Source organism: Rhodococcus sp. NPDC055112 (genome assembly GCF_053607505.1).
On sequence record NZ_JBSGTR010000020.1, the window covers coordinates 20,440 to 44,996 of the forward strand.

Sequence of the window (24,557 nt, forward strand, 5' to 3'; positions counted from 1 at the left end):
GCCGCCTCGTCAGGAGATCCCCAGTGCCCGTAGCGCCCGACCCGAATCCCTCCTTCGCGGCGTACGCCCATCCCGAACGACTGGTCACCTCCGAATGGTTGGGCGCTCACATCGGCGCACCGGGCGTCAAGATCGTGGAGTCGGACGAGGACGTGCTCCTGTACGACGTCGGCCACATCCCGGGCGCGGTGAAGATCGACTGGCACCTCGACCTCAACGATCCGGTGACCCGCGACTACATCGACGGTGCGGCCTTCGCGGACCTGATGAGCCGTAAGGGCATCAGCCGTGACGACACCGTCGTGATCTACGGCGACAAGAGCAACTGGTGGGCCGCCTACGCACTGTGGGTGTTCACCCTCTTCGGCCACGAGGACGTGCGACTGCTCGACGGAGGTCGGGACGCGTGGATCGCGGAGGACCGCGGCACCACGCTCGACGTGCCGGAGAACCCGCGCACCGACTACCCGGTGGTCGAGCGCGACGACGCCGCGATCCGCGCCTTCAAGGACGACGTCCTCGGGCACCTCGGCAAGGGACCGCTGATCGACGTCCGCTCACCCCAGGAATACACCGGTGAGCGCACCCACATGCCCGACTACCCGGAGGAGGGCGCCCTCCGCGGCGGCCACATCCCGACCGCGGCGTCGATCCCGTGGGCGAAGGCCGCGGCACCGGACAGCCGGTTCCGCTCCCGCCAGGAGCTGGAGGAGATCTACGGCGGCTACGCACCGACCGACGACGTGGTCGCGTACTGCCGTATCGGCGAGCGGTCGAGCCACACCTGGTTCGTGCTCACCCACTTGCTCGGCTTCGACAAGGTGCGCAACTACGACGGCTCCTGGACCGAGTGGGGCAACGCGGTGCGCGTCCCGATCGCCAAGGGCGAGGAGCCCGGAGAGGTCCCCGCGACCGCATGAGTCTGCCCGAACCCCTCGCCGAGATCGTCGACGACTTCGCCGCCGTCGACGGTCAGCAGAAGCTGCAGTTGCTGCTCGAGTTCAGCCGCGAGCTCCCCGATCTGCCCGCCGAGCTCGAGCAGGCGGCCATGGAGCCGGTGCCCGAGTGTCAGTCGCCGCTGTTCCTCTCGGTCGACGCCACCGATCGGGAGCGGGTGCGGCTGCACTTCAGCGCCCCTCCCGAGGCGCCGACCACGAGGGGTTTCGCGTCGATCCTGCACCAGGGCCTCGACGGCCAGAGCGCACAGGCGATCCTCGACGTCCCCGCCGATTTCTATTCGGCGCTGGGTCTCGCGGAGGCTGTCAGCCCGCTCCGGCTCCGCGGGATGTCCGCGATGCTGACCCGCATCAAGCGGCACCTCACGGACTGATCGATACCTGCACACCGACCCGCCCGCCGGTAGACTCCCGGACGGGCGGGTCAGTGTGGCCCTGTCCATCCGTCAGCACACCACTCGCAATAATTGGATGCTGCCAATGGAATTCACCGAACTCTCCGAGTACCCCATCTCCGCGGGCACCCTCACGGAGTGGCTCCCGTCCGCGCCGTTCGACGCCGGATCGTCACCCTGGTTCGACGATCCCAGGCCGGCCTCGTACGTGCACGAGGCCCGTCTCCGTGAGGCCGCCCGCACCACAGGGCCCGAACACGGATCGTGGCTCGGAACCGCATTCGAGATCACCGGACGGCTGGACACCGCGGCCATCGCGCGTGCGCTGAACGAGTGGATCGACCGGCACGAGGCGCTGCGAAGTCACGCGAGCATCAGCCCGACCACGGGCACGGTCAGCCGTCACACCATCGATACCGGGCGAGTCCGGGTCACGGCCCGCAGCCACGGCTACCGGACCAACGGCGCGGAGAACCACGCCGACCTGGCCGAGCTGTTCGACGGCTGCACGTCCCCGCTGTCCTGGCCCTCGTATGCCTTCGCCACGCTGGTACCGCCCGGCCCCGACGATCGTTTCACCGTGTTCCTCGCGGCCGACCACGCGATCATCGACGGCCTGTCGGTCGTGATCGTCGCGCAGGAGATCGAGGCGCTGTACCGGCAGGCCCGCGACGGCGTCGACGCCGACCTGTTCCCCGTGGGCAGCTACGTGGACTTCGGGGCGCGCGAACGGGACGGCGCCGCCGAGTTGGACCCCGCGCACCCGGTGGTCGAACTGTGGCGGTCGACCCTCGACCAGTGCGGCGGCGCGCTGCCCGAGTTCCCCCTCGATCTCGGCGCCGCCGACCCCGGGCCGGTGCCGCAGAGCGGGGTGTCCGCCTGGGCGCTCGACGCGGACGGTGCGGATGCGTTCACGCTGGCCTGTCGCAAGCTCGGGCACAGCTTCTTCGCGGGCACCCTCGCGTGCCTTGGCATCGTCGGTGCCGAGCTCGCGGGCGAGCCGCGCTTCGAGGCGGTCACCCCGATGCACACCAGGAACGATCCGCAGCTTGCCGCGTCGGTGGGCTGGTACGTCGGGCTCGGACCGATCTGCTTCGACGTGTACGGCGCCCAGTCGTTCGGCGAACTGGCCGCGCGTGCCCAGGAGCAGATCGCCGCGGCCAAGCCCGCGGCCCGGTATCCCTACGAACGGGTCAGCGAGGTCCTCACCACGGCGGCCCGGCCGCGATTCGTCGTGTCCTACATGGACCTGCGCTTCGTCCCCGCGGCGACGCAGTGGCCGGACTGGAACGCGCGGGCGTTGCGGAGCAAGCAGTACGAGCACGACGTGCACATCTGGGTGAACCGCACCCCGCGAGGGGTGAACATCGCCGCCAGGTACCCCGACACCCGCGAGGCCGCGGCCAACGTGCACCGCTATCTCGGCCGGCTCCGGAACCTGATGGAGGAGGTCGTGGGCACCGGTACCTGCACGCTCGCGGACCACATCACCCGGTGACCGGAAGAATTACTGGTCAGTAGTGTTTGGCCGGCCCGCGGGGCCATCGAGACGAATTCGCTATCCGATTACATCGGGTCGGTGGGCGATGCCTACACTCCGATGTGATGCCCGTAACCACCCCGCCGGGTACGACCCCCGGAAGGGGATCGAACAGCGGGTACCCCTTGCGACAAACAGGAGGCTCAGTGCCCAGTCATGCCAGCGCGCACATCACCAAGGTGCTCGTCGCCAACCGCGGCGAAATCGCCGTGCGTGTGATCCGGGCGGCAGCGGACGCAGGCCTGGCCAGCGTCGCCGTGTACGCCGAGCCGGATGCCGACGCGCCGTTCGTGCGCCTGGCCGACGAGGCCTTCGCCCTCGGCGGCCAGACATCCGCCGAGTCGTACCTCGTGTTCGACAAGATCCTCGACGCAGCGAAGCGGTCCGGTGCCGACGCGATCCACCCCGGCTACGGCTTCCTGTCCGAGAACGCCGACTTCGCCCAGGCCGTCATCGACGCCGGGCTGATCTGGATCGGTCCCTCGCCGCAGTCCATCCGCGACCTCGGCGACAAGGTCACCGCCCGGCACATCGCCGAGCGCGCCAAGGCCCCCATGGCCGCGGGTACCAAGGATCCGGTCAAGAACGCCGACGAGGTTGTCGCGTTCGCCAAGGAGTACGGCGTTCCGGTCGCGATCAAGGCCGCCTTCGGTGGCGGTGGCCGCGGCATGAAGGTCGCCCACACCATCGAGGAGATCCCCGAGCTCTTCGACTCCGCCACCCGCGAGGCGATCGCCGCCTTCGGCCGCGGCGAGTGCTTCGTCGAGCAGTACCTCGACAAGGCCCGCCACGTCGAGGCCCAGGTCATCGCCGACCAGCACGGCAACGTCATCGTCGCGGGTACCCGCGACTGCTCGCTGCAGCGCCGCTTCCAGAAGCTGGTCGAGGAGGCGCCCGCGCCGTTCCTCACCGACGACCAGCGCGCCCGCATCCACTCCAGCTCCAAGGCCATCTGCAAGGAGGCCGGCTACTACGGCGCGGGCACGGTCGAGTTCCTGGTGCAGGGCGACACCGTCTCGTTCCTCGAGGTCAACACCCGCCTGCAGGTCGAACACCCGGTCACCGAGGAGACCGCGGGCATCGACCTCGTGCTCCAGCAGTTCAAGATCGCCAACGGCGAGGAGCTGGAGTTCACCGAGGATCCGGCACCGCGTGGCCACTCCTTCGAGTTCCGGATCAACGGCGAGGACGCGGGCCGCGGCTTCCTGCCCGCCCCCGGCCCGGTCACCAAGTTCGTCCCCCCGACCGGCCCCGGCGTCCGCATGGACTCCGGCGTCGAGTCCGGCTCCGTCATCGGCGGCCAGTTCGACTCGATGCTGGCCAAGCTGATCGTCACCGGTGCCACCCGCGACCAGGCCCTCGCGCGCGCCCGCCGCGCGCTGGCCGAGTTCCAGGTCGAGGGCCTCGCGACGGTCATCCCGTTCCACCGCGCCATCGTCTCGGACCCCGCGTTCATCGGCAACGGCGAGAGCTTCGACGTCTACACCAAGTGGATCGAGACGGAGTGGAAGAACACCGTCGAGCCGTTCACCGCCGGTGAGGCGCTCGACGAGGACGAGGCGCTACCGCGTCAGTCCGTCGTGGTCGAGGTCGGCGGACGCCGCGTCGAGGTCTCGCTGCCCGGGCAGTTCTCGCTCGGTGGTGGCGGGTCCACCAACGGCGCCACCCGCAAGAAGCCGAAGCCGCGCAAGCGTGGCGGCGGCGCGGGCGGAGCGGCGTCCGGTGACGCCGTGACGGCCCCCATGCAGGGCACCGTCGTCAAGGTCGCCGTCGAGGAGGGCCAGGAGGTCGCCGAGGGCGACCTGATCGCCGTGCTCGAGGCCATGAAGATGGAGAACCCCGTCAACGCGCACAAGGCCGGCATCGTGACCGGACTGGCCGTCGAGCCGGGCGCCGCCATCACCCAGGGCACCGTCCTCGCTGAGCTCAAGTAGCACAAGCACTCTCGCTGCGCCCCCGGTTGCCAAGGCAGCCGGGGGCGCTGTGCTGTGCGCGCATTATCCTGATGCCATGGCAGACCTTCCCGAGATCCGCATCGGCACAGCCGAACGCGAGCAGGCGCTCGCGCAGCTGAGCGACCACTTCAGCGACGGCCGGCTGACGATGACCGAGTTCGACGAGCGCAGCGCGGTGATCGCCGCCGCCACCACCCGCGGTCAGCTCGAGCAGGTGTTCGCGGATCTGCCCTCGACGCCGGTGCCCGCGGCCACGGCGCCCGCGCCTGCCGAACGTCGCTTCCAGCCGGACTGGTCGGGCCGGATGATGGCGATCGTCCCGATCGCCGCGCTCATCCTGTTCTTCGTCACCGACCAATGGCTGTGGTTCCTCGCCGTTCCCGCTGCCGGTGTCCTGCTCTTCGGCACCGACCGCGAGCGCAAGGACAGGAAGCGACGCGACCGCGAGCACGGGGGTGACGAGTAATGGAGCCCATCGAGGTCAACGCGGGCGCCTGGTACCTGCGCGCGTTGCGCGCCGACGAGCGGGTCGACGACCGGCCCGCGCTCGCCGACGGCGGGATCGACGACCCGGACTACGTCGCCACCCGCACCGCGCAGTGGGCGTCCGACGAGCACTACTCGTGGGCGGTGTGCCAGCCGAACACCGGCGAGCTGCTCGCCGAGGTCGGCCTGACCCTTGACGGGCAGCGGGCCGTGTTGGCCGGCTGGGCCCGCGCCGGGCACGAGGACGCGCTGAGCACCGCGACGACCGTCATCCGCCGGTTCGCCGAGGGCGCGCTGGAGCTGACGGTTACGTGAGCAGGTTCGCGCGCAGCGCGTCCCGGTCCGCCGCCGAGATCCCGAGACCGTCCGCGAAGTAGCCCTCGACGTCTCCGAATCCGGAGCGGACCTGCTCGATCGCCGCCTCGAGATAGGCCCTGCGCACGCCGAGGATGGGCAGCAGGATGTCGGGGTTGCCGCCCGCCGCGCGGAACTTGCCGAAGACCGGCTCGAACGAGGGCAGCAGCTGCTCGTTGGTCAGCAGGTAGTCGGCGAAGGCGTTCTCCTCGCTGACCCCGAGGAACATCAGCAGCGCCGCGCTCGCCCAGCCAGTCCGGTCCTTGCCTGTCGTGCAGTGGATCAACGCAGGCGTGCTCTGCGCCCGTGCCAGGTCCGTGAACAGGCCGCGGTAGGACGCGACAGCGCTGGGCAGGGTGACGAAGTCCCCGTAGCTCTTGAGCAGGTAGTCGTTGGTGTCGCCGGTGCCGAGCAGACGCTCCGCCAGTTCCGGGTCCGTGAGGATCTGCTGCATCATCGCCGGGGCCGCGCTCGGATCGGTGTCCGCCAGCACATCCAGCACCACCTCCTTGGCGCCGGCCGGGATCCGGTCGGGCAGCAGGGCCCGCTCGGCCTCGGTCCGCAGGTCGAAGACGGTGGTGATGCCCAGCGCCTCCAACGCGGCGACGTCGCCGTCGACCACCCGGCCCAGGTCGGTCGACCGGTAGACGACGCCGGTCCGCACCGTGGCCCCGTCTGCTGTCGGGTAGCCGCCGATGTCGCGCAGGTTGGGCACCGAGACGATGGGAATGCCGGCGCCGACCGTGGAAGAAGTGCTCATACCAGCACGGTAACCCACGGTCCCGCGCCGCTCTCAGGCCCGCCCGTAATTTCGTTCGATGTTCGAACGGATTTCATGGATGCCTGCCTTCTCGGCGAGCAGTCGCGCGATGGCCACGTCCAACTGCCTGCTCCGTTCGTCGAGCTTGGCCAGCACGGCCTCGCGCTCGCCCGCCGAAGCGTTCGGCTCGTCGCCGCAGACGATGTGCAGCATCGAAGCCGCCTCGGACAGCGACAGGCCCGATGCCAGCAGGCAACGGACATCGTGAACCGTCTTCGCGTCCTCGGGCGCGTAGCGGCGATAGCCGTTGAGGTCGCGGCCGGGCGAGAGCAGGCCCGCACTCTCGTAGTGACGAAGCATCCGCGCACTCGCGCCCGTCACCGCGCTCAACTCGCTGATCCGCATCAGACCTCCACCTTGACATTGACGTTAATGTCATACTTTACGTTGGCCGCATGACGAAGGAAACGACTCGACCGCATGTGGTTCTCGTGGTTGCGCATCCGGACCACGACTCGGCCACCTGGGCCATCGGCCGCGCAATCGAGCAGGGCATCGAGACCGATGGGAACGCGACCGTCACGACGCATGACCTCTCACGTGCGGGATTCGATCCCGTCTTCGGCGAGCAGGATCTCGCGCACTACCGGCAGTCGGGCGCCGTCCCCGCCGACGTCCTGCGCGAGCAGCGACTGCTCGATTCCGCCGACGTGGTCGCCGTCCTCTTCCCCGTGTACTGGTGGGCCATGCCCGCCCTCGCCAAGGGCTGGATCGATCGGGTGTTCACCCGCGGCTGGGCCTACGATGACGGTCCGGACGCCGGCCCGAGCGCGATCGACCAGCTGCACTTCGTCGGGGTCGCCGCCGTCGACGAGGGCACCTACGATCGGCGCGGGTACCGAGAGGCGATGACCACCCAGCTGCAGCACGGCATCGCCGGATACTCCCGAATCGACGAGTCGTCCGTGCGGCTGCTCTTCGGCGCGGAGACCGCGGACCCGCACGTGCACGAACACCTGATCGCCGAGGGCCACAAGATCGGCGCCGACCTGGCGCAGCGCGCACAGCTCGTCGCCGATCGGGCAGCCGAGGCCTGAGCCGGGCGCCGGCAACGCATCCATCACGCCTGGAACCGCCATCGCCGGGTTGTCCATCCGTGCCTGCATAATGACTTCTCCAGTGTTGACCGGGTTTTCGTCCGTCACGGTGATGACGGAACGCGACGGGAGTGTGTGACGGATGGACGAGAACGACTCGTTGGCGCTGCGTTTCGAGGACCACCGCACCCATCTGCTGGCGGTGGGGTACCGGATGCTCGGCTCGTTCAGCGACGCCGAGGACGCGATCCAGGAGACCTGGCTACGACTGAGCCGGTCCGAGGCCGACAGCCTCACGAATCTCGGTGGGTGGCTGACGACCGTCATGGGACGGGTGTGCCTGGACATGCTGCGTTCCCGCAAGGTCCGCCGCGAGGACTCCATCGACGACCAGCAGTTGCCCGATCCGATCGTCAGCGCGGTGGAGGGCACCAATCCCGAACACGAGGCGCTGCTCGGTGATTCCGTCGGCCTCGCGCTGCTCGTGGTCCTGGACACCCTGACACCCGCCGAGCGCCTCGCCTTCGTGCTGCACGACATGTTCGCCATGCCCTTCGACGAAGTGGCGGCCGTCGTGGGGAAGTCCACCGCCACCACCAGGCAACTCGCCAGCCGTGCCCGCCGCCGTGTCCAGGACTCGACCCCGGTTCCCGATCCCGACCTCGCCCGACAGCGAGAGGTCGTGGACGCGTTCCTCGCCGCATCCAGGGGCGGCGACTTCGACGCCCTGGTCGCCGTCCTCGATCCCGACGTGGTGCTCAGGGCCGACACCGGCGTCGGAATCCTGAAGGTGGTTCGCGGGGCGGAGGCGGTGTCCGCGCAGGCGCTCAGCTTCGCCCGGTTCGCCCACTCGTCCATGGCCGCGCTCGTCAACGGTGCGGTCGGAATGGTCAACGCCCCGGACGGCCGGCTGCAGTCGGTCATGGCCGTGACCATCACGAACGGGCGGATCGTCGAGATCCACATCCTCGCCGACCCGCTGCGCCTTGAGCGTCTCGGCCGGGAGGCGGCCAAGGGCTGACGCGCTACCGGCTCAGCACCCGATCGAGCGCGTCGATCGCGGCGTCGAGTTCGGCCACCGTCACCGTCAGCGGTGGCCGGAACCGGATGCCGCGCTCCCCCGTCCCGAGGATCAGCACGGCCTCGCGTTCACGCATCTCGGTCACGACGGCGTCGCGCCTCGCGGTCGAGTCCAGCGTGCACGCGCACATCAGCCCCCGCCCGCGGGGGTCGGTCACGATCGGATGGCGCTCGGCCAGTTCGACGAGCCGCGCGAGCAGGTGCGCGCCGAGCAGCCGGGCCCGATCGATCAGCCGGTCTCGTTCGATCACCTCGAGGATGCGGCGAGCCCTGACCATGTCGGCGAGGTTGCCGCCCCAGGTCGAGTTGATCCGCGAGGCCACCCGAAACACGTTGTCGGGCACCTCGTCGACCCGGCCACCGGCCATGATCCCGCACACCTGCGACTTCTTCCCGAACGCGACCACGTCGGGCGCGAGCCCGAGCTGCTGGTACGCCCATGCGGTCCCGGTCAGGCCGACACCGGTCTGCACCTCGTCGAGCACGAAGAGGGCGTCGCGCTCGTGGCACAGCGCCGCCATCTGCTGGAGGAACTCGGGCCTGAAATGGTGGTCCCCGCCCTCGCCCTGGATCGGCTCCGCGATGAAGCAGGCGATGTCGTCGGGATACCGATCGAACGCCAGCCGCGCCTGTGCCAGCGCCCGCTCGTCGGCCTCGTCCGCGTCGCGGCCGGGCTCGAGGTAGGGGGCGTCGATGCGCGGCCAGTCGAACTTCGGGAACCGTGCGACCTTGTTCGGGTCCGTGTTGGTCAGCGACAACGTGTACCCGCTCCTGCCGTGGAAGGCATGGCTCAGATGCAGCACCCTGGTACCGAGCGCCGGATCGAGTCCGCGGGCCTCGTTCGTCCGGCTCTTCCAGTCGAACGCCACCTTGAGCGCGTTCTCGACGGCGAGCGCCCCGCCGTCGACGAAGAACAGGTGTGGCAGTGCCGGGTCACCGAGGACCCGGACGAAGGTGCGCACGAACTCGGCCATCGGCACGGTGTAGATGTCGGAGTTGCTCGGCTTGTTCACCGCGGCGGCGGTGAGCTCCGCCAGGAAGGTCTCGTCCGCCGCCAGGTCGGGGTGGTTCATCCCGAGCGCCGAGGACGCGAAGAAGCCGAACATGTCGAGGTAGGTGGTGCCGTCGCGCTGATCGACGAGCCGCCGCCCGTGTGATCGTTCCAGGTCCAGCACCAGGTCGAAGCCGTCGACCAGCAGGCTCGCCCGCAGCACCTCGTGCACCTCGTCAGGAGCGAGGCCGGGGACGGGCCGAGAACGCCGGATCGCGGTGCTCATCCCTCAAGATTATGTTAATAATCCTGTCAAAGTCACTAGAAAGAGGAAAATTGTTCGGCAGTTAGCTAATCGCCGTAAAATGTTTGCAGAATGATGGTGCTGCGAGTGCGCACGTTCGCCGTCGACCGGATCTCCTGCAGCAGCGCCTCGAGCGCCCGGGGCGAGGCCACTCGCACCAGCAGGACGTAGCTCTCCTCCCCTGCGACCGAATGGCAGGCCTCGATCCCCGGGATGTGCTCGAGGCGGGCAGGCGCGTCATCAGGACTGGACGGGTCGAGCGGGGTGATCGCGACGAACGCCGAGAGTTGGTTCCCCAGCGCTTCCGGATCGACCTTCGCGGCGTAACCCCGGATCACCTGACGGGCCTCCAGCCTGCGCACCCGGGTCTGGACGGCCGACACCGACAACCCCGCCTTCTCGGCCAGCGTCGCCAGCGTGGCCCTGCCGTCGGCGATCAGCTCACGCACCAACAGGGTGTCGATCTCGTCCAGTGTGTCCGGCACCAAGGCAGGCTAACTCAGCGGACACTGGAGCAGGCACCGACAGGAGGAACACCATGAACCTTCCCGACACCGAGACCCTGCGGACGATGGCCGAATCGGCGTTGCGCGCCTGTGGTGCCCGCGACGAGCACCCGTCCGTCGACGGCACCCTGCTCGCCCGCACCCCGATCACCGGCGGAGTCCTCTGTGCCCTGACGCCCAGCGGCACGGATCAGGTGGCGGACGCGACGGCCGCGGCACACGACGCCTTCGCGGTGTGGCGCACCGTGCCCGCGCCCCAGCGCGGCGCCCTGGTCCGACGGCTCGGCGAGCTGCTGACCGAGCACAAGTCGGACCTCGCCACCCTCGTGACGCTCGAGGCGGGAAAGATCACCTCCGAGGCGCTCGGTGAGGTCCAGGAGATGATCGACATCTGCGAATTCGCGGTCGGCCTGTCCCGCCAGCTGTACGGCAGGACCATGGCGTCCGAGCGCCAAGGACACCGGCTGATGGAGACCTGGCATCCGCTGGGCGTGGTGGCGGTGATCTCCGCGTTCAACTTCCCGGTGGCGGTCTGGTCCTGGAACACCGCGGTCGCCCTTGTGTGCGGGGACACCGTGGTGTGGAAGCCCTCGGAGCTGACGCCGCTGACCGCGATCGCGTGTGATGCATTGCTGCGCAGGGCCGCCGAGGACGTGGGCGCGCCTGCCGGGGTCCATCGCCTTGTCCTCGGCGCCGGCCCCGTCGGCGAGCAGCTCGTCGACGACCCGCGGGTCGCCCTGGTCAGCGCGACCGGGTCGGTCCGGATGGGCCGGGAGGTCGGGCCGCGGGTCGCGCAGCGCTTCGGCCGGTGCCTGCTGGAGCTCGGCGGCAACAACGCGGCCGTGGTCGCGCCGTCCGCGGACCTCGACCTGGCCGTGCGCGGGATCGTGTTCTCCGCGGCAGGCACGGCAGGCCAGCGCTGCACCAGCCTGCGCCGGCTGATCGTGCATTCCTCGATCGCCGACGAGACGGTCGAGCTGATCGCCTCCGCCTACCGGCAACTCCGGGTCGGCAACCCGCTCGAGGCCGACACCCTCGTCGGTCCGTTGATCCGCGAACGGTCATGGGAGGCCATGACTGCCGCGCTGGACAAGGCCAGGGCGGACGGCGGCACCCTGGTGTGTGGCGGCGAACGGGCGGAGTCGGGCGACGGCCACTACGTATCCCCCGCGCTGGTCCGGATGCCCGCGCAGACCTCCGTGGTGCGAGAGGAGACCTTCGCCCCCATCCTGTACGTGCTCACCTACGAGACTCTCGACGAGGCGATCGCGTTGCACAACGATGTGCCGCAAGGGCTTTCATCCGCGATCTTCACCACCGACCAGCGCGAGGCCGAGCGGTTCCTCGCGGCGGACGGCTCCGATTGCGGGATCGCCAACGTGAACATCGGCACCTCGGGAGCGGAGATCGGCGGTGCGTTCGGCGGCGAGAAGGAAACCGGGGGCGGGCGCGAGTCGGGCTCCGACGCATGGAAGGCCTACATGCGCCGGGCCACCAACACCGTCAATTACTCCGATCAGCTTCCGCTCGCGCAGGGGGTGAGGTTCGGGTGATCGACTTCACCCGCTCCTCGTAGTCCGCCCGTCCGGCCGGGTCGACGGACGTCACCGCCCGGTTCCCACCGACGAGCCGGCGGATCAGGAGGAGCAGCGGCTCCGGCGCGATGGCCTGACCCAGGTCGAGAGCGGCCAGGTAGCCGGGTACCGGGGTCTGCGCCCGCCGCGTCGACACCGTGCGCACCACCGCCGCCGCGATGTCCTCGGGGTCGACGGTCGGCAGGCCCTTGCCGAGCGGAAGCCCCGAGCTCAACGTCGTCCGCACGGCGCTGGGCAGCACCGTGGAGACGCTGACCCCCGCCTCGGCGAACTCGAGGCGGGCCGCCGAGGAGAGCCCGACGGCGGCGAACTTGCTGGCGTTGTACACGGCCAGGCCGGGGATCGCGATCTTGCCCGCGAGCGAGGCGACGTTGACGATGTGACCGCGGCCGCGGGCGACCATCGCGGGCGCCACCGCCCGCATGCCGTGGATCAGCCCCCACACGTTCACGTCGATGGTGGTCTCGCCGATCTGGTCCGGCTCGTCGAGGAAGGCCGCCACCGGCATCACCCCTGCGTTCCCGACCAGCACGTCGACGGGTCCGAGATCGGCCGTCACCGCCGTGACGCAGGCGTCCCACGACGCCCGGGTCCGCACGTCGAGGGTGTAGGCCCGTGCCGCCGAACCGATCTCGGCCACGACCTCGTCGGCCGCAGCGCGATCGAGATCGGCGACCGCGATCTTGGCGCCGCGCGCGGCCATGGCATGCGCGGTGGCCCGGCCGATCCCGCGGCCTGCCCCGGTGATGAGGACGACGGCCCCCGCGAGGTCGATCGCCGGGTAACGCTGCTGTGCTGTCAAGTTCATCGGGTCACCATTTCTGTGGGGAGGACGGTGGAGGTCTCGTACGCCCGCTCGTCGAACTCGCCGAGCCGGTTGCGCATCCGGTCCGTGGACCAGGGCCAGTTGAAGCTGTTGCGCCCGTTCACGTCCAGGAAGTAGCTCTGGCATCCACCGGCGTTGTAGACGGTGGTGGCCAGCGCCTGTTGCACCTCGGCGTTGAAGGCCGCCTGCACCTCCGGACGGGTCTCCATCCGGGTCCATTTGCCATCCTTGGCCGCGGCGATCGCTTTCGCCAGGTATCCCAGCTGCGCCTCGAGAATCATGAATGCCGAGGTGTGGCCGGTGCCCAGCGCCGGACCAAGCAGCACATAGGCATTGGGGAACCCGGCGATCGTGGTGCCGAGGTAGGCCTGCGGGCTGCCCTTCCAGTGATCGTCGAGGCTGCGGCCCTCACCGTCGAAGATCTTGCCGCCGATCGGCATGTCGAGGATGTGGAAGCCGGTGCCGAAGATGATCGCGTCGACCTCCCGCTCGGCGCCGTCGGCCCCGACCACGGTGTTGCCCCGGATGGAGGCGACCGCGTTGGCGTGCACCTCGACGTTGGGGCGGGTCAGTGCCGGGTAGTAGGTGTTCGACAGCAGCATGCGCTTGCAGCCGAGGGTGTAGTCGGGCGTGAGTGCCTTCCGTAGCTCCGGGTCGCGGACCTGGGCACGCAGCTGCGCCTTGCCGATCTGCTGCACGATGCGCAGGAGCCACGGGTGCCGGAATCCGAGCCCGAGCGTCTCCATGATCGAGTACTCGATCGCGCGCAGTGCACGATGCGCGCCAGGAACACGGCGCATCACCCAGCGTTCGGCCTTCGGCACGTGATGGTCCGGCTTCGGCAGCACCCACTGCGCCGTGCGCTGGTAGAGGTGCAGCTCCCCCACGCTCGGCGCGATCGCGGGCACGAACTGCACCGCAGAGGCGCCGGTGCCGACGACCGCGACGCGCTTGCCCGCAAGGTCGTAGTCATGATCCCAGCGCGAGGAATGGAACACCTTGCCGCCGAAGGTGTCCAGGCCGGGGATCGGCGGCACCAGCGGTTCGTTCCACGGCCCGACGGCCGCGACCACGGAGTTCGCGGTGAGCGTGCCCGTCGAGGTCTGCAGTACCCAGCGGAGGGCCGACTCGTCCCAGTCCGCCCGGATCAGCTCGGTGCGCAAGCGCACGTGCGCGTCGACCCCGTGTTCGGCGGCGGTGCGGTCGATGTAGCGGCGGATCTCGTCCTGACCCGCGAACAGCCTGGTCCACTCCGGATTCGGCGCGAACGAGAACGAGTACAGGCCGGACGGGACGTCGCAGGCACACCCGGGGTAGTCGTTGTCGCGCCAGGTGCCACCGAGCGAATCGCCCTTCTCCAGGATCGCGAAGTCGGTGATCCCCATCTGTCGCAGGGTGATCCCGGCGCCGATGCCGGAGATGCCGGCCCCGACGATGAGGACCTCGAAGTGTTGTTCCTGTGTCATGCGAGCGCCTTTCGAGTCGTGCGCAGTGCGGCCTCCAACGTGGCCAGACGCCTGCGGTCGTCCATGAAGTTCGGGCCCATCACGGCCAGGTCCTCGGCCGTGGCGTCGAGCCGGATGACCCGGGTGCCCGCCGCCGAGGTCGCGGCGATCTCCGCGTCGAGGCCCGCGCTCATCCAGCTCCGCAGGACCAGTCGTTCCGCACGGGCGGCGCCGCGGGCACGAACGGGGCCGGTGGAGGCCATCGGCGCCAGCACGACCAGTTCGTCGAGGTCGAGCGGGGCGACCAGGTCTGCGGACGCAGTCGAGGCGGCGCCGCCGTCGACGTAGCGGCGGCCCTTGATCCGCACCGGTGGCATCCAGCCCGGGATCGCCCAGGACGCGCGGAGCGCCTGCGACAGTGTCGCTTCCGGCGCGCCGGGCGAGCCGAACGCGACCCGGGCTCCGGTGTCGTAGTCCATCGCCACGAGCCAGGTCGCGGGGTGCGGGACCCAGGCACGGTCGGGATTCAGCCCCACCGCGAGCCGGTGCAGCCAGGTCGCGTCACCCCCGCCTGGCGGCAGTAGCCCGCTCAGTGCCGTCACCGGCGCCACCTCACGGCGCAGGCCCGCGCGCACCAGCGAGGGCGAGCCGAGCCCGAGTCGGGGCAGCGGCGGCATCCGGCCGGGGGCGTCCGCCAGGTGATCGCGCAGCGCCGGATGGGTCGGCTGCTCCCCCAACTGCATGGCCAGCATCTCGTCCACGCCCACCCCGCTGCCGAGCATGGTGACCAGTTCCGCGCCGGCCGAGGTGCCGACCAGAACGTCGGCCTCGCGCGGATCCCAGTCCAGCGCGTCGCGGACCGCGGCCAGCGCCGCGACGGTCCACGCCGCGCCGAGGGTTCCACCGCAGCCGATCACCAGGCCCCGACGAAGTTGTCTGTCACTCGAAGTCATATTCAGAAACTAGCAGTATTCGAATACGATGGGTATACCAAATTTGAATTTTTCAGCGAACGGAGTTGTGATGGCGCGAATGACCAGGTCGGAGAGTCAGGCCAAGACCAGGGCCGACCTGATTGCGACCGCGCGCGACCTGTTCCTCGCCGACGGGTACGCCGCGACCTCGCTGGAGAAGGTCGCCGAGGAGGCCGGCTACTCGAAGGGTGCGGTGTACTCGAACTTCCGCAACAAGAACGAGCTGTGCCTGGAGGTGCTGCAGCTCATCCACACCACCAAGGGCGCAGAGGTGGCCGCGGTGATGGCGCGGCAGGCCCCGCTGGAGGAGCGGCTCGCCGCGTTCGAGGACTGGGCCGAGCGGACGCTAGGAGACGTCGGCTGGACGACTCTCGAGTTCGAGTTCATCGTGCTTGCCCGCCACGATCCGGAGCTGCGGGCCGCGCTCGCCGCCGGCCTCGGCACGGTTCACGGCGTTGTGGCCGCACTGCTCGCCTCGCTCGTGGCATCCGGTGAGGTCACCCTGCCGATGTCGGTGGACGACGCTGCGACCAGCATGCTGAGCATGGGCATCGGCCTCGGCATCCAGCGCGCCGTCGACCCCACCATCTCGACCGGCATCGTCACCCGAAACCTCCGCGCGCTTCTCACCGCAGCAGGCCCAACGGATCTACCCTCACAGGCGTGACGAACTGGCCCGAGCTCGCGCGTGAGATCGCCGACGACGTGCTGTATCCCGCCGCCGACAGCGTCGACGCCGACGGCGAGATCCCGCTCAGTCACTTCGAGGCGCTGGCCGCGGAGGGTTTCTACGGCCTCGCCGCGCCGCCCGACTTCGGCGGACCCGGCCTCGGCGTCGACGACCTGGTGGCGGTGGTGGAGACGCTGTGCGGCGGTTGCCTCGCCACGAGTTTCACGTGGATGCAGCACCACGGGGTGGTCGCGGGACTGGCGTCGAGCCCGAATCATGATCTGCGCGATGAATATTGGGACGCGTTGATGGACGGATCGGTTCGGGCAGGCGTCGCCTTCGCGGGCGCCATCCCGCAGCCGCCGCTGCTGTATGCGCGCCGCGTCGACGGTGGGTACGTGCTCGACGGTGTCGCACCGTTCGTGACCGGATGGGGCATCGTCGACATCCTGCAGCTGAGCGCCCGTGACGAGTTCGACGATTCGATCGTGCACGCCGTCGTCGACGCGGTCCCCGGCCAGGGCGTGTCGGTCGAGGAGCTTCCCCTGATCGCCGCGCGCGGGAGCAACACCGTCCGGATGCGGTTCGACGGTTTCGAGGTGCCGGACGAGCGGGTGAGCAAGGTGGTCACCCAGGAGGAGTTCGCGGCCGGTCAGGGGTTCGGGTCCTGGCTCAACGCGTGCATGGCGATGGGTGTCGCCCGGCGCTGCCTCACCGAACTCGGCGAGCGGGGCGTGGACACCGTCGGGTTCGCGTCGGAGGCGTCGGCGGTGCGGGCAAACCTCGATGCCGCGCTCGGCGGCCGATTCGACCTCTTCGCGGCGCGGGCACAGGCATCCGAGCTCGCGATCCGGGCCGCCGCAGCGCTGGTGACCGCGACGGGCAGTTCCGCGGCCGTGAACGGCGCCACCGCGGAGCGGCTGATGCGCGAGGCCACGCTGACCCTGGTGGCTGCGTCCAGGCCGCAGATGCGAGCGGCATTGCTCGGCGAGCTCGGGGCAGACGCCGCCACCACCTGAATCGTCTCGACGCGGCGGCCGATCGCCGCTACTCGCCGGCGCCGATGACCGTCCGGAGGGTGGTGAGCTGCTCGGTGGTGAGGTCTGCTGGTCGCAGGACCGCGTTCCATCCGTCGACGTACTCGGTGGTGTACTTGTGCCCGTGACCGCCAGGAACGCCGGTGGAGAACGGCAGGTCGGCGGTGATCTGCCAGAACGTCACGAACGGTATCCAGACCATGTCCTCGAGCACGTCCCGCCCTGGCGGCTCACCGATCCAGTCGGGCTGACTCAGGATCAGGTTCGGGCTCCACCAGACGATCGGGTCGGACGGATGCATCAGGTACAGCACCCGGGTGCCGTCCCACGGGCTCGCGGTGGGAGGAATTCCGGCCTCGGGGTCGTTGCTGAACCGCACCGTTCGCCCGTCCTTGTACACCGGCTCGACCTCCGGGCTCCCCGGCTCTCGCCGATCGCTGAACTCGCGGAACAGCGTGTTGAAGTTGGGAGGGCCTGCGAACAACGTTCCCGAGGTGCGGTTGCGCAGGTCGTACTCACCGCTGAAGGCGGTCTCGCCGCCGAATGAGCCCAAGCTCTCCCCTGCGACGAACAGCCGGGGCCGGTCGTCCTGCGGCAGTTTGGACCACACGTCGTAGACCGCGTCGAACAGGTCGCGCCCTGCTTCCCTGGCCTTCGACTGGTCGACCAGGTACGAGATCCACGACGGCAGGTACGAGTACTGGATCGCCACGGTCGCCGCGTCGCCACCGGTGAGGTACTCGAAGGTGTCCACCAGGGCCGGGTCCACCCAGCCGCTCCCCGTCGTCGTCACCACGAGCAGGTCGGCGCGCTGGAATCCTCCGGCACGGGTGAGATCCTCGACCGCCAACGCCGCCCGGGACTCGGAGTCCGCCGACGACGCCAGACCGGCATACGTGCGAATCGGTTCCAGCGCCTGATGATCGACGAACTGGCTGATCTGATCGGTGGACGGGCCCTCGCCGATGAAGCTGCGCCCCTGCCACCCGAGCGAATCCCACGGCACGACCGATCCGGGCCCACCCGACCGCAGGCCGGTCACAGGCTGCTGCACACCTTCCGGTGTCATCGTGTCGCGCAACGAGAAGGCCCCGTTGGCGATACCGACGAGGCCGCCGAGCAGGACTCCCGAGACCACCGCGTAGACGAGTCCGGCAATCAGAAACCATCCGACGACGCCCGCCGCCCGCTGCCCGATCCACCGGTCGAGCAACCTCGCGCTCCAGCGGTACAGCCAACGGATGCCGCGCCCGATCGCCAGGAGGAGGCAGAACACCGCCGCCGCGATGACGGGTGCGAGAACCACGAGCGGGATGCTGTACTCGGTCACACCCATCAGCGCGCGAATTTGGTGCTGCCAGTACTGCCCCAGCCCGAACGCGGCCGCGAACAGCACCACCGCGCCGACGAGGAAGACCCCCCAGGAGCGACGTCCAGGATGCCCCGCAGGTCGGTCGGCGAACGCGCGCCACACGAAGGCCGCGAACACTCCCAGCCCGTACCCGATCGCGGCAGTGATTCCGCAGACCACTCCCTGCAGGAGCCCTCCGCGCGGGAGCAGCGAGGGGGTGAAGGACAGACACGCGAACACGAGTGCACCCCAGCACCCGGGAAGGGTGACGTACAGCAGCTTCCTGTGCCCGTCGGACTTGGGCGGCCCGCCGTCGTCGACTCCTGCGGCCGGCGGACCGCCGGACGAATCCAAGACCTTCAGCGCCATGGCCACCTCCGCCTACCGTTACGGCTACTCCCAGCCGGAGCTCGGAATCCAGTTCCAGACCGCCCAGATGACGACCACATCGAGCGCGATGACCAGGACGGCCCACCCCGGGGCATAGGGCAGCCAGAGGAAGTTGGCGATGATCGACAGTCCCGCGATGACGATCGCCAACGTCCGCGCCCATATCCCGGCGCCGAACAAGGCGACGCCCACCAGCGCGATCGCCACACCGAGCACGATGTGGATCCAGCCCCACGCGCTCAGATCGAGTTTGTATGTGTAGTCGACACCGACGGTGTAGACCGCGTCGTTGCCGACCGCGGCGATCCCCTGGAGGACCTGGAGCACACCGGCGGTGACCAGAAGCACCGCGGCCCCGACCGACGCGCCTGCCGCGACCTCCTGCTTGACGCTCGACTTCTCGGACACGACGGTTCACCTCTCCGGACCAAGCGACGCGGAGCGTAGCGGAGCCGGCGTCTACCGACTCCTCGGATGCGCTACGCCACTCTCAGTGTGCGCCCGGTGTCGGGGTCCCGGGGCACTATGGACACCATGGATACGGTGCTCGGCAAGTTCTCCGCCCCCACCCGGGAGTGGTTCGCCGGCGCCTTCCCCGCCCCCACCGCGGCCCAGCTCGGGGCCTGGGACGCCATCGCGGACGGCTCGCACGCGCTGGTCGTCGCGCCGACCGGATCCGGCAAGACCCTCTCCGCCTTCCTGTGGGCGCTCGACCAGCTGGCCGCCCGCCCACACGACGAGCAGCGTCCGCCGGGCACGACGGTCCTGTACGTCTCGCCGCTCAAGGCGCTCGCCGTGGACGTCGAGCGGAACCTGCGCGCCCCGCTGGTCGGCATCACCCAGACCGCCAAGCGCCTGGGCCTGACGCCGCCTGAGATCACCGTCGGCGTCCGTTCCGGCGACACCAGCCCCGCGGATCGCCGCGCCCTGGTGCGCACGCCCCCCGACATCCTCATCACCACGCCCGAGTCGCTGTTCCTCATGCTCACCTCGGCCGCCCGCGAATCCCTCGCCACCGTGCAGACCGTGATCGTCGACGAGGTGCACGCCGTCGCGGCGACCAAACGCGGTGCACACCTGGCTCTCTCGCTCGAGCGGCTGGACATGCTGCTCCCCAGGCCTGCGCAACGGATCGGGCTCTCCGCGACGGTCCGCCCGCACGAGGAGGTCGGCCGCTTCCTCACCGGGTCCGCGCCCATCCACATCGTCAGCCCGCCATCCCCGAAGACCTTCGACCTGACGGTGCGGGTGCCGGTCGAGGACATGACCGAGTTGGGGGTCACGACACCGGACGAGGAGTCCGGTTCCCCGGCCCCGCAACAGGGTTCGATCTGGCCGCATGTGGAGGAGCAGATCGTCGACCTGGTCCTCGAGCACCGGTCCTCGATCGTGTTCGCCAATTCCCGCCGGCTCGCGGAGCGGCTCACCGCGAGGCTCAACGAGGTCTACGCCGACCGCCTCGGCGCCCCGGTCGAGACGGTGCACAAGCCTGCCTCGCTGATCGGCTCCACCAGTGAGGTGGGGCACGGCGCCGACGCGCTGCTCGCCCGTGCCCACCACGGCTCGGTGAGCAAGGACCAGCGCGCGCTCATCGAGGACGACCTCAAATCCGGACGGCTGCGCTGCGTGGTGGCCACCAGCAGCCTCGAACTCGGAATCGACATGGGCGCGGTCGATCTCGTCGTGCAAGTGGAGGCGCCGCCCTCGGTGGCGAGCGGGCTGCAGCGGGTCGGGCGAGCCGGTCACCAGGTCGGGGAGATCTCCAGGGGCGTGCTCTTCCCCAAGCACCGCACCGACCTCATCCACTGCGCGGTCACCGTGGAGCGGATGACCGCGGGCCGGATCGAGGCGCTCGCCGTTCCGGCGAACCCGCTCGACATCCTGGCCCAGCACACCGTGGCCGCCTGCGCCCTCGACCAGCTCGACGTCCAATCCTGGTTCGACGCGGTCCGCCGCACCGGGAACTTCGCGACATTGCCCCGGTCCGCATTCGAGGCCACCCTCGACCTGCTGGCAGGCCGCTACCCGTCCGACGAGTTCGCTGAGCTACGCCCGAGGCTCGTCTGGGATCGCGACGCCGATGTCCTCACCGGCAGGCCCGGCTCGCAGCGGCTGGCCGTCACCTCCGGTGGGGCGATCCCGGATCGTGGGCTCTTCGCCGTGTACATGGTGGGCGAGAAGGCGTCCCGGGTGGGCGAGCTCGACGAGGAGATGGTCTACGAGTCGCGGGTCGGTGACGTCTTCGCGCTCGGCGCCACCAGCTGGCGGATCGAGGAGATCACCCACGACCGGGTCCTCGTCAGCCCCGCTTACGGCCTGCCCGGGAGGCTCCCGTTCTGGCACGGCGACGGACTGGGTCGGCCCGCCGAGCTCGGCGCGGCACTGGGCGAGTTCCTGCGCGAGATGTCCCTCGGCGCGGACACGGATCTGCGGGCCCGGCTGTCCGCCCAGGGACTCGACGCCAACGCCACCCAGAACCTGCTCGCACTGGTCGCGGAGCAGCGGACGGCGACCGGACAGGTCCCCACCGACCGCACCCTCGTCGTCGAGCGGTTCCGCGACGAACTCGGCGACTGGCGACTGGTGCTGCACTCGCCCTACGGCCTGCCGGTGCACGCGCCATGGGCCCTCGCCGTCGGTGCCCGGCTGCAGGAGCGGTACGGGATCGATTCCGCGCCGACCGCATCCGACGACGGCATCATCGTCCGGCTACCGGACACCGAGGACGCCCCGCCCGGCTCGGAACTGTTCGTCTTCGATCGCGACGAGATCGCGGACCTCGTCACCGAGCAGGTCAGCAACTCCGCGCTGTTCGCGTCCCGATTCCGCGAGTGCGCCGCCCGCGCCCTGCTGCTGCCGCGGCGCAATCCGGGCAAGCGGGCGCCGCTCTGGCAGCAGCGACAGCGCTCCGCCCAACTGCTCGACGTGGCGCGCAAGTTCCCGACCTTCCCGATCCTGCTCGAGACCGTCCGCGAATGCCTGCAGGACGTCTACGACCTGCCCTCCCTGACCGCCCTGTTCGACGGCATCGGCCGCAAGCAGATCAGGCTCGTCGAGGTCGAGACGCCGTCGCCGTCGCCCTTCGCCGGGGCGCTCCTCTTCGACTACGTCGGCGCGTTCATGTACGAGGGAGACAGCCCGCTCGCCGAGCGGCGGGCCGCCGCCCTGTCCCTCGACTCCACCCTGCTCGCCGAGCTGCTCGGCCGGGTGGAGCTGCGCGAACTACTCGACGCCGACGTCATCGACCTCACCGAACGTGAACTCCAACGCCTGGTCCCGGACCGCAGAGCAAAGGACATCGAGGGAGTCGCGGACCTGCTGCGTCTGCTCGGGCCGCTGACCGACGCGGAGATCGTGAGCCGGACGCACGGTGATGCCGAGCTCTGGGTCCGCGAACTCGAAGCGCAGCGGCGGGCGATGCGGGTCGGCTTCGCGGGCGAGCAGTGGTGGGTGGCGATCGAGGACGCGAGCCGGATGCGCGACGCGCTCGGCGTCCCGCTGCCGATCGGCACCCCCGCCGCGTTCATCGAACCGGTCGACGACCCACTCGGCGACCTCATCGCGCGGTACGCCCGCACCCACGGTCCGTTCTCGCTCGCCGACGCGGCCGCCCGGTTCGGACTCGGGACCTCCGTGGTCCGGGACGTATTGCGCCGCCTCGCCGCCGACAAGCGCGTGTTGGAGGGCGAGTTCCGGCCCGCAGCCACCGGGAGCGAGTGGTGCGACGCCGAGGTGTTGCGGCGGCTCCGGCGCCGCTCACTCGCGGCCGCCCGTAAGGAGGTGGAGCCGGTCGAGCCCTCCGCGCTCGGCCGCTTCCTGCCCGACTGGCAGCACATCGGCGGCGGGCTGCGCGGTATCGACGGGGTGGCCGCGGTGATCGAACAGCTTGCGGGCGTACCGATCCCCGCCTCCGCCTGGGAGGCGATGATCCTGCGTTCGCGGGTGCGCGACTACCAGCCTGCGATGCTCGACGAGCTGACCGCCACGGGCGAGGTGCTGTGGTCGGGCGCAGGCGCGATCTCCGGCAGCGACGGCTGGGTGTGCCTGCACCCGGCCGACGCGGCGCCGCTGACACTGGCCCCGCCCGTCGACGCCGAGTTGTCCGAGCAGCAACGCCAGATCCTCGACGCGCTCGCGCCTGGCGGCGCCTACTTCTTCCGGAACCTCTCGGACCTGATCGGCGGGACCGACGACGCCGCCCTCGCGGCCTCGTTGTGGGACCTTGTGTGGGCCGGGCACCTGAGCAACGACACCTTCGCTCCCCTGCGCGCCCTGTTGTCGGGGCCCTCGCGCTCGGCGCCGAGTCACCGGGCGCCGCGCCGGGCACCGAGGGCCCGGCCCTACCGCGCCCTCGCCCGTCCGGCGTTGCCGAGCCGGACCGGGCCGCCCACCGTCGGGGGCCGGTGGTCGCTGCTGCCCGAACTCGAACCCGACCCGACCATCCGGGCACACGCGCGGGCGGACGTGCTGCTGGACCGGTACGGAGTGCTCACGCGGGGATCGGTGGTCAGCGAATCGGTCCCCGGCGGCTTCGCCCTGATGTACAAGGTGCTGCGGGGTTTCGAGGACAGCGGCCGGTGCAGGCGTGGGTACTTCGTCAACACCCTCGGCGCCGCACAGTTCTCGACCTCCGAGGTGGTCGACCGGCTGCGGGCCTACGGCGACAGGGTCGGCCCGGCCAACGCGCCCGCCGCGGTGACGCTCGCCGCGACGGACCCGGCGAATCCGTTCGGCGCCGCGCTGGCCTGGCCGGCGACGGCCGGCGGGCACCGGCCCGGCCGCAAGGCCGGCGCCCTGGTGGTGCTGATCGACGGGGAGCTCGCGCTGTACGTCGAACGCGGCGGCAAGACCGTGCTCACCTTCACCGATGATCCCGGCGCCTTGCACGGTGCCGCCGGATCGCTTGCCGCCGTGGTGGACCACGGCGGCGTCGACAAGATCGTCATCGAGAAGGTCGACGGCGAATCCGTGCACACCAGCCCCCTCTCGGCGGTCCTCGTCGAGGCCGGTTTCTCCGCGACTCCGCGCGGCCTCCGCAAGCGGGCCCTCCATGCCAGAGGGTGACACCGTCTGGCAGGCCGCGGGACAGCTCCGCGCTGCGCTCGTCGGCCGGCCGCTCACCGTCTGCGACATCCGCGTGCCGCGCTTCGCGACCGTCGACCTCACGCCCGGACCGGTCGACGAGGTGGTCAGCAGGGGCAAGCACCTGCTGATCCGGGTGGGCGGGCAGACCGTGCACACCCATCTGAAGATGGAGGGCGCCTGGCACGTCTATCCCGAGGGCGGACGCTGGCACCGGCCCGCGTGGCAGGCCAGGATCCTGTTGGGCACCAACGACTTCCTCGCGGTCGGGTTCCAGCTCGGCATCGTCGAGGTCCTCGCACGCCGCGACGAGGAGCACGTGGTCGGGCATCTCGGTCCGGACCTGCTCGGCCCGGACTGGGACCCAGGCCGCGCCGCAACGAATCTCGCCGCCGACACCGGCCGCCCGATCGGCCTGGCTCTGCTGGACCAGCGAGTGATGGCCGGAGTCGGCAACGTCTACCGCAACGAACTGTGCTTTCTACGGGGCGTGCACCCGGCAACCCCGGTGGCCGCCGCAGGCGAGCCCGAAAAATGGACCGAGCTCGCGCACCGACTACTCGTGGCGAACCGGGACCGCACCGTCCGCGTCACCACCGGCGACCGCCGCCGCGGCCGCACCACCTGGGTGTACGGCCGACCCGGCAGGCCCTGCCTGCGCTGCGGCACCCTCGTCGAGGCAGGCACCCTCGCCGACGGAACCCGAGAAGGCGAGCGGCAGATCTTCTGGTGTCCTCGCTGCCAACCCGCCCGCACGTGACCC

The 24,557-nt window shown here is 70.2% G+C and carries 22 protein-coding genes; 13 read left to right on the top strand and 9 right to left on the bottom strand.

Features of this window, described 5'->3' with window-relative positions; genetic code table 11:
- Positions 1–23 precede the first annotated feature (23 nt).
- From ACWFRB_RS11950 to ACWFRB_RS11975, 6 genes are all read left to right on the top strand, one after another.
- The gene (locus tag ACWFRB_RS11950) at positions 24–920 is read left to right on the top strand and encodes a sulfurtransferase (RefSeq protein ID WP_452641215.1); all 897 of its coding nucleotides are present in this window, start codon (positions 24–26) and stop codon (positions 918–920) included.
- Positions 917–1,330, top strand: a complete 414-nt coding sequence (locus ACWFRB_RS11955) for a SufE family protein (protein ID WP_452641217.1) — start codon at positions 917–919, stop codon at positions 1,328–1,330. The genes ACWFRB_RS11950 and ACWFRB_RS11955 overlap by 4 nt, the downstream gene beginning before the upstream one ends.
- A 106-nt stretch (positions 1,331–1,436) precedes the next feature.
- Positions 1,437–2,849, top strand: a complete 1,413-nt coding sequence (locus tag ACWFRB_RS11960) for a condensation domain-containing protein (RefSeq protein WP_452641218.1) — start codon at positions 1,437–1,439, stop codon at positions 2,847–2,849.
- A gap of 188 nt (positions 2,850–3,037) precedes the next feature.
- Entirely contained in the window at positions 3,038–4,825 is a 1,788-nt protein-coding gene (locus ACWFRB_RS11965) for an acetyl/propionyl/methylcrotonyl-CoA carboxylase subunit alpha (RefSeq protein ID WP_452641219.1), read from the top strand.
- A 76-nt stretch (positions 4,826–4,901) separates the two neighbouring features.
- Entirely contained in the window at positions 4,902–5,312 is a 411-nt protein-coding gene (locus ACWFRB_RS11970) for a DUF1707 SHOCT-like domain-containing protein (protein WP_452641220.1), read from the top strand.
- Entirely contained in the window at positions 5,312–5,647 is a 336-nt protein-coding gene (locus ACWFRB_RS11975; RefSeq protein ID WP_452641222.1) for a hypothetical protein, read from the top strand. The genes ACWFRB_RS11970 and ACWFRB_RS11975 overlap by 1 nt, the downstream gene beginning before the upstream one ends.
- Here ACWFRB_RS11975 and ACWFRB_RS11980 read toward each other — a convergent pair.
- Positions 5,640–6,446: a tyrosine-protein phosphatase gene (locus ACWFRB_RS11980; RefSeq protein ID WP_452641223.1), complete on the bottom strand. Its 807-nt coding sequence runs from the start codon at positions 6,444–6,446 to the stop codon at positions 5,640–5,642. The two genes, ACWFRB_RS11975 and ACWFRB_RS11980, sit on opposite strands and share 8 nt — an antisense overlap.
- A gap of 33 nt (positions 6,447–6,479) precedes the next feature.
- Positions 6,480–6,851 carry a MerR family transcriptional regulator gene (locus ACWFRB_RS11985; protein ID WP_452641224.1) on the bottom strand — a complete coding sequence of 124 codons (372 nt, stop codon included), beginning with the start codon at positions 6,849–6,851 and terminating at the stop codon, positions 6,480–6,482.
- A 50-nt stretch (positions 6,852–6,901) separates the two neighbouring features.
- Here ACWFRB_RS11985 and ACWFRB_RS11990 point away from each other — a divergent pair, with 50 nt between their 5' ends.
- Positions 6,902–7,543, top strand: coding sequence for an NAD(P)H-dependent oxidoreductase (locus ACWFRB_RS11990; RefSeq protein WP_452641225.1), 642 nt, complete (start codon positions 6,902–6,904; stop codon positions 7,541–7,543).
- Between the two features lie 142 nt (positions 7,544–7,685).
- Complete coding sequence (locus ACWFRB_RS11995; RefSeq protein WP_452641226.1) at positions 7,686–8,564, top strand: sigma-70 family RNA polymerase sigma factor; 879 nt, start codon at positions 7,686–7,688, stop codon at positions 8,562–8,564.
- A 4-nt stretch (positions 8,565–8,568) separates the two neighbouring features.
- On the opposite strand, the gene lat is transcribed toward ACWFRB_RS11995, so the two are convergent.
- Entirely contained in the window at positions 8,569–9,900 is a 1,332-nt protein-coding gene (lat, locus tag ACWFRB_RS12000) for an L-lysine 6-transaminase (protein WP_452641227.1), read from the bottom strand.
- Between the two features lie 65 nt (positions 9,901–9,965).
- Positions 9,966–10,406: an Lrp/AsnC family transcriptional regulator gene (locus tag ACWFRB_RS12005; RefSeq protein ID WP_097210503.1), complete on the bottom strand. Its 441-nt coding sequence runs from the start codon at positions 10,404–10,406 to the stop codon at positions 9,966–9,968.
- A 50-nt stretch (positions 10,407–10,456) separates the two neighbouring features.
- On the opposite strand from ACWFRB_RS12005, the gene amaB reads away from it, so the two are divergent.
- Positions 10,457–11,977 (top strand): L-piperidine-6-carboxylate dehydrogenase, encoded by a 1,521-nt coding sequence (gene amaB / locus ACWFRB_RS12010; RefSeq protein ID WP_452641228.1) that lies wholly within the window; start codon positions 10,457–10,459, stop codon positions 11,975–11,977.
- Here amaB and ACWFRB_RS12015 read toward each other — a convergent pair.
- The 3 genes from ACWFRB_RS12015 to ACWFRB_RS12025 are packed head-to-tail and all read right to left on the bottom strand — an operon-like array spanning position 11,928 to position 15,243.
- Positions 11,928–12,827 (bottom strand): SDR family oxidoreductase, encoded by a 900-nt coding sequence (locus tag ACWFRB_RS12015; RefSeq protein ID WP_452641229.1) that lies wholly within the window; start codon positions 12,825–12,827, stop codon positions 11,928–11,930. The two genes, amaB and ACWFRB_RS12015, sit on opposite strands and share 50 nt — an antisense overlap.
- Positions 12,824–14,311: a flavin-containing monooxygenase gene (locus tag ACWFRB_RS12020; RefSeq protein ID WP_452641230.1), complete on the bottom strand. Its 1,488-nt coding sequence runs from the start codon at positions 14,309–14,311 to the stop codon at positions 12,824–12,826. Before ACWFRB_RS12020 ends, ACWFRB_RS12015 begins: the two co-directional genes overlap by 4 nt.
- Positions 14,308–15,243, bottom strand: coding sequence for a patatin-like phospholipase family protein (locus ACWFRB_RS12025; RefSeq protein WP_452641231.1), 936 nt, complete (start codon positions 15,241–15,243; stop codon positions 14,308–14,310). Before ACWFRB_RS12025 ends, ACWFRB_RS12020 begins: the two co-directional genes overlap by 4 nt.
- Before the next feature lie 70 nt (positions 15,244–15,313).
- Here ACWFRB_RS12025 and ACWFRB_RS12030 point away from each other — a divergent pair, with 70 nt between their 5' ends.
- Together ACWFRB_RS12030 and ACWFRB_RS12035 are read left to right on the top strand one after the other, a co-directional pair.
- Positions 15,314–15,931 (top strand): TetR/AcrR family transcriptional regulator, encoded by a 618-nt coding sequence (locus ACWFRB_RS12030; RefSeq protein ID WP_452641232.1) that lies wholly within the window; start codon positions 15,314–15,316, stop codon positions 15,929–15,931.
- Positions 15,928–16,953: an acyl-CoA dehydrogenase family protein gene (locus ACWFRB_RS12035; RefSeq protein WP_452641233.1), complete on the top strand. Its 1,026-nt coding sequence runs from the start codon at positions 15,928–15,930 to the stop codon at positions 16,951–16,953. The genes ACWFRB_RS12030 and ACWFRB_RS12035 overlap by 4 nt, the downstream gene beginning before the upstream one ends.
- A gap of 28 nt (positions 16,954–16,981) precedes the next feature.
- Here the strand turns inward: ACWFRB_RS12035 and ACWFRB_RS12040 are convergent, their stop codons facing one another.
- Together ACWFRB_RS12040 and ACWFRB_RS12045 are read right to left on the bottom strand one after the other, a co-directional pair.
- On the bottom strand, positions 16,982–18,691 hold the full coding sequence (locus ACWFRB_RS12040; RefSeq protein WP_452641234.1) for an alpha/beta hydrolase: 1,710 nt from the start codon (positions 18,689–18,691) through the stop codon (positions 16,982–16,984).
- Positions 18,692–18,715: 24 nt separating this feature from the next.
- On the bottom strand, positions 18,716–19,120 hold the full coding sequence (locus tag ACWFRB_RS12045) for a DUF7144 family membrane protein (protein ID WP_452641236.1): 405 nt from the start codon (positions 19,118–19,120) through the stop codon (positions 18,716–18,718).
- A 126-nt stretch (positions 19,121–19,246) separates the two neighbouring features.
- Here ACWFRB_RS12045 and ACWFRB_RS12050 point away from each other — a divergent pair, with 126 nt between their 5' ends.
- Positions 19,247–23,776, top strand: coding sequence for an ATP-dependent helicase (locus ACWFRB_RS12050; protein ID WP_452641237.1), 4,530 nt, complete (start codon positions 19,247–19,249; stop codon positions 23,774–23,776).
- Positions 23,763–24,554 carry a DNA-formamidopyrimidine glycosylase family protein gene (locus ACWFRB_RS12055; protein ID WP_452641239.1) on the top strand — a complete coding sequence of 264 codons (792 nt, stop codon included), beginning with the start codon at positions 23,763–23,765 and terminating at the stop codon, positions 24,552–24,554. The genes ACWFRB_RS12050 and ACWFRB_RS12055 overlap by 14 nt, the downstream gene beginning before the upstream one ends.
- Positions 24,555–24,557: the final 3 nt, after the last annotated feature.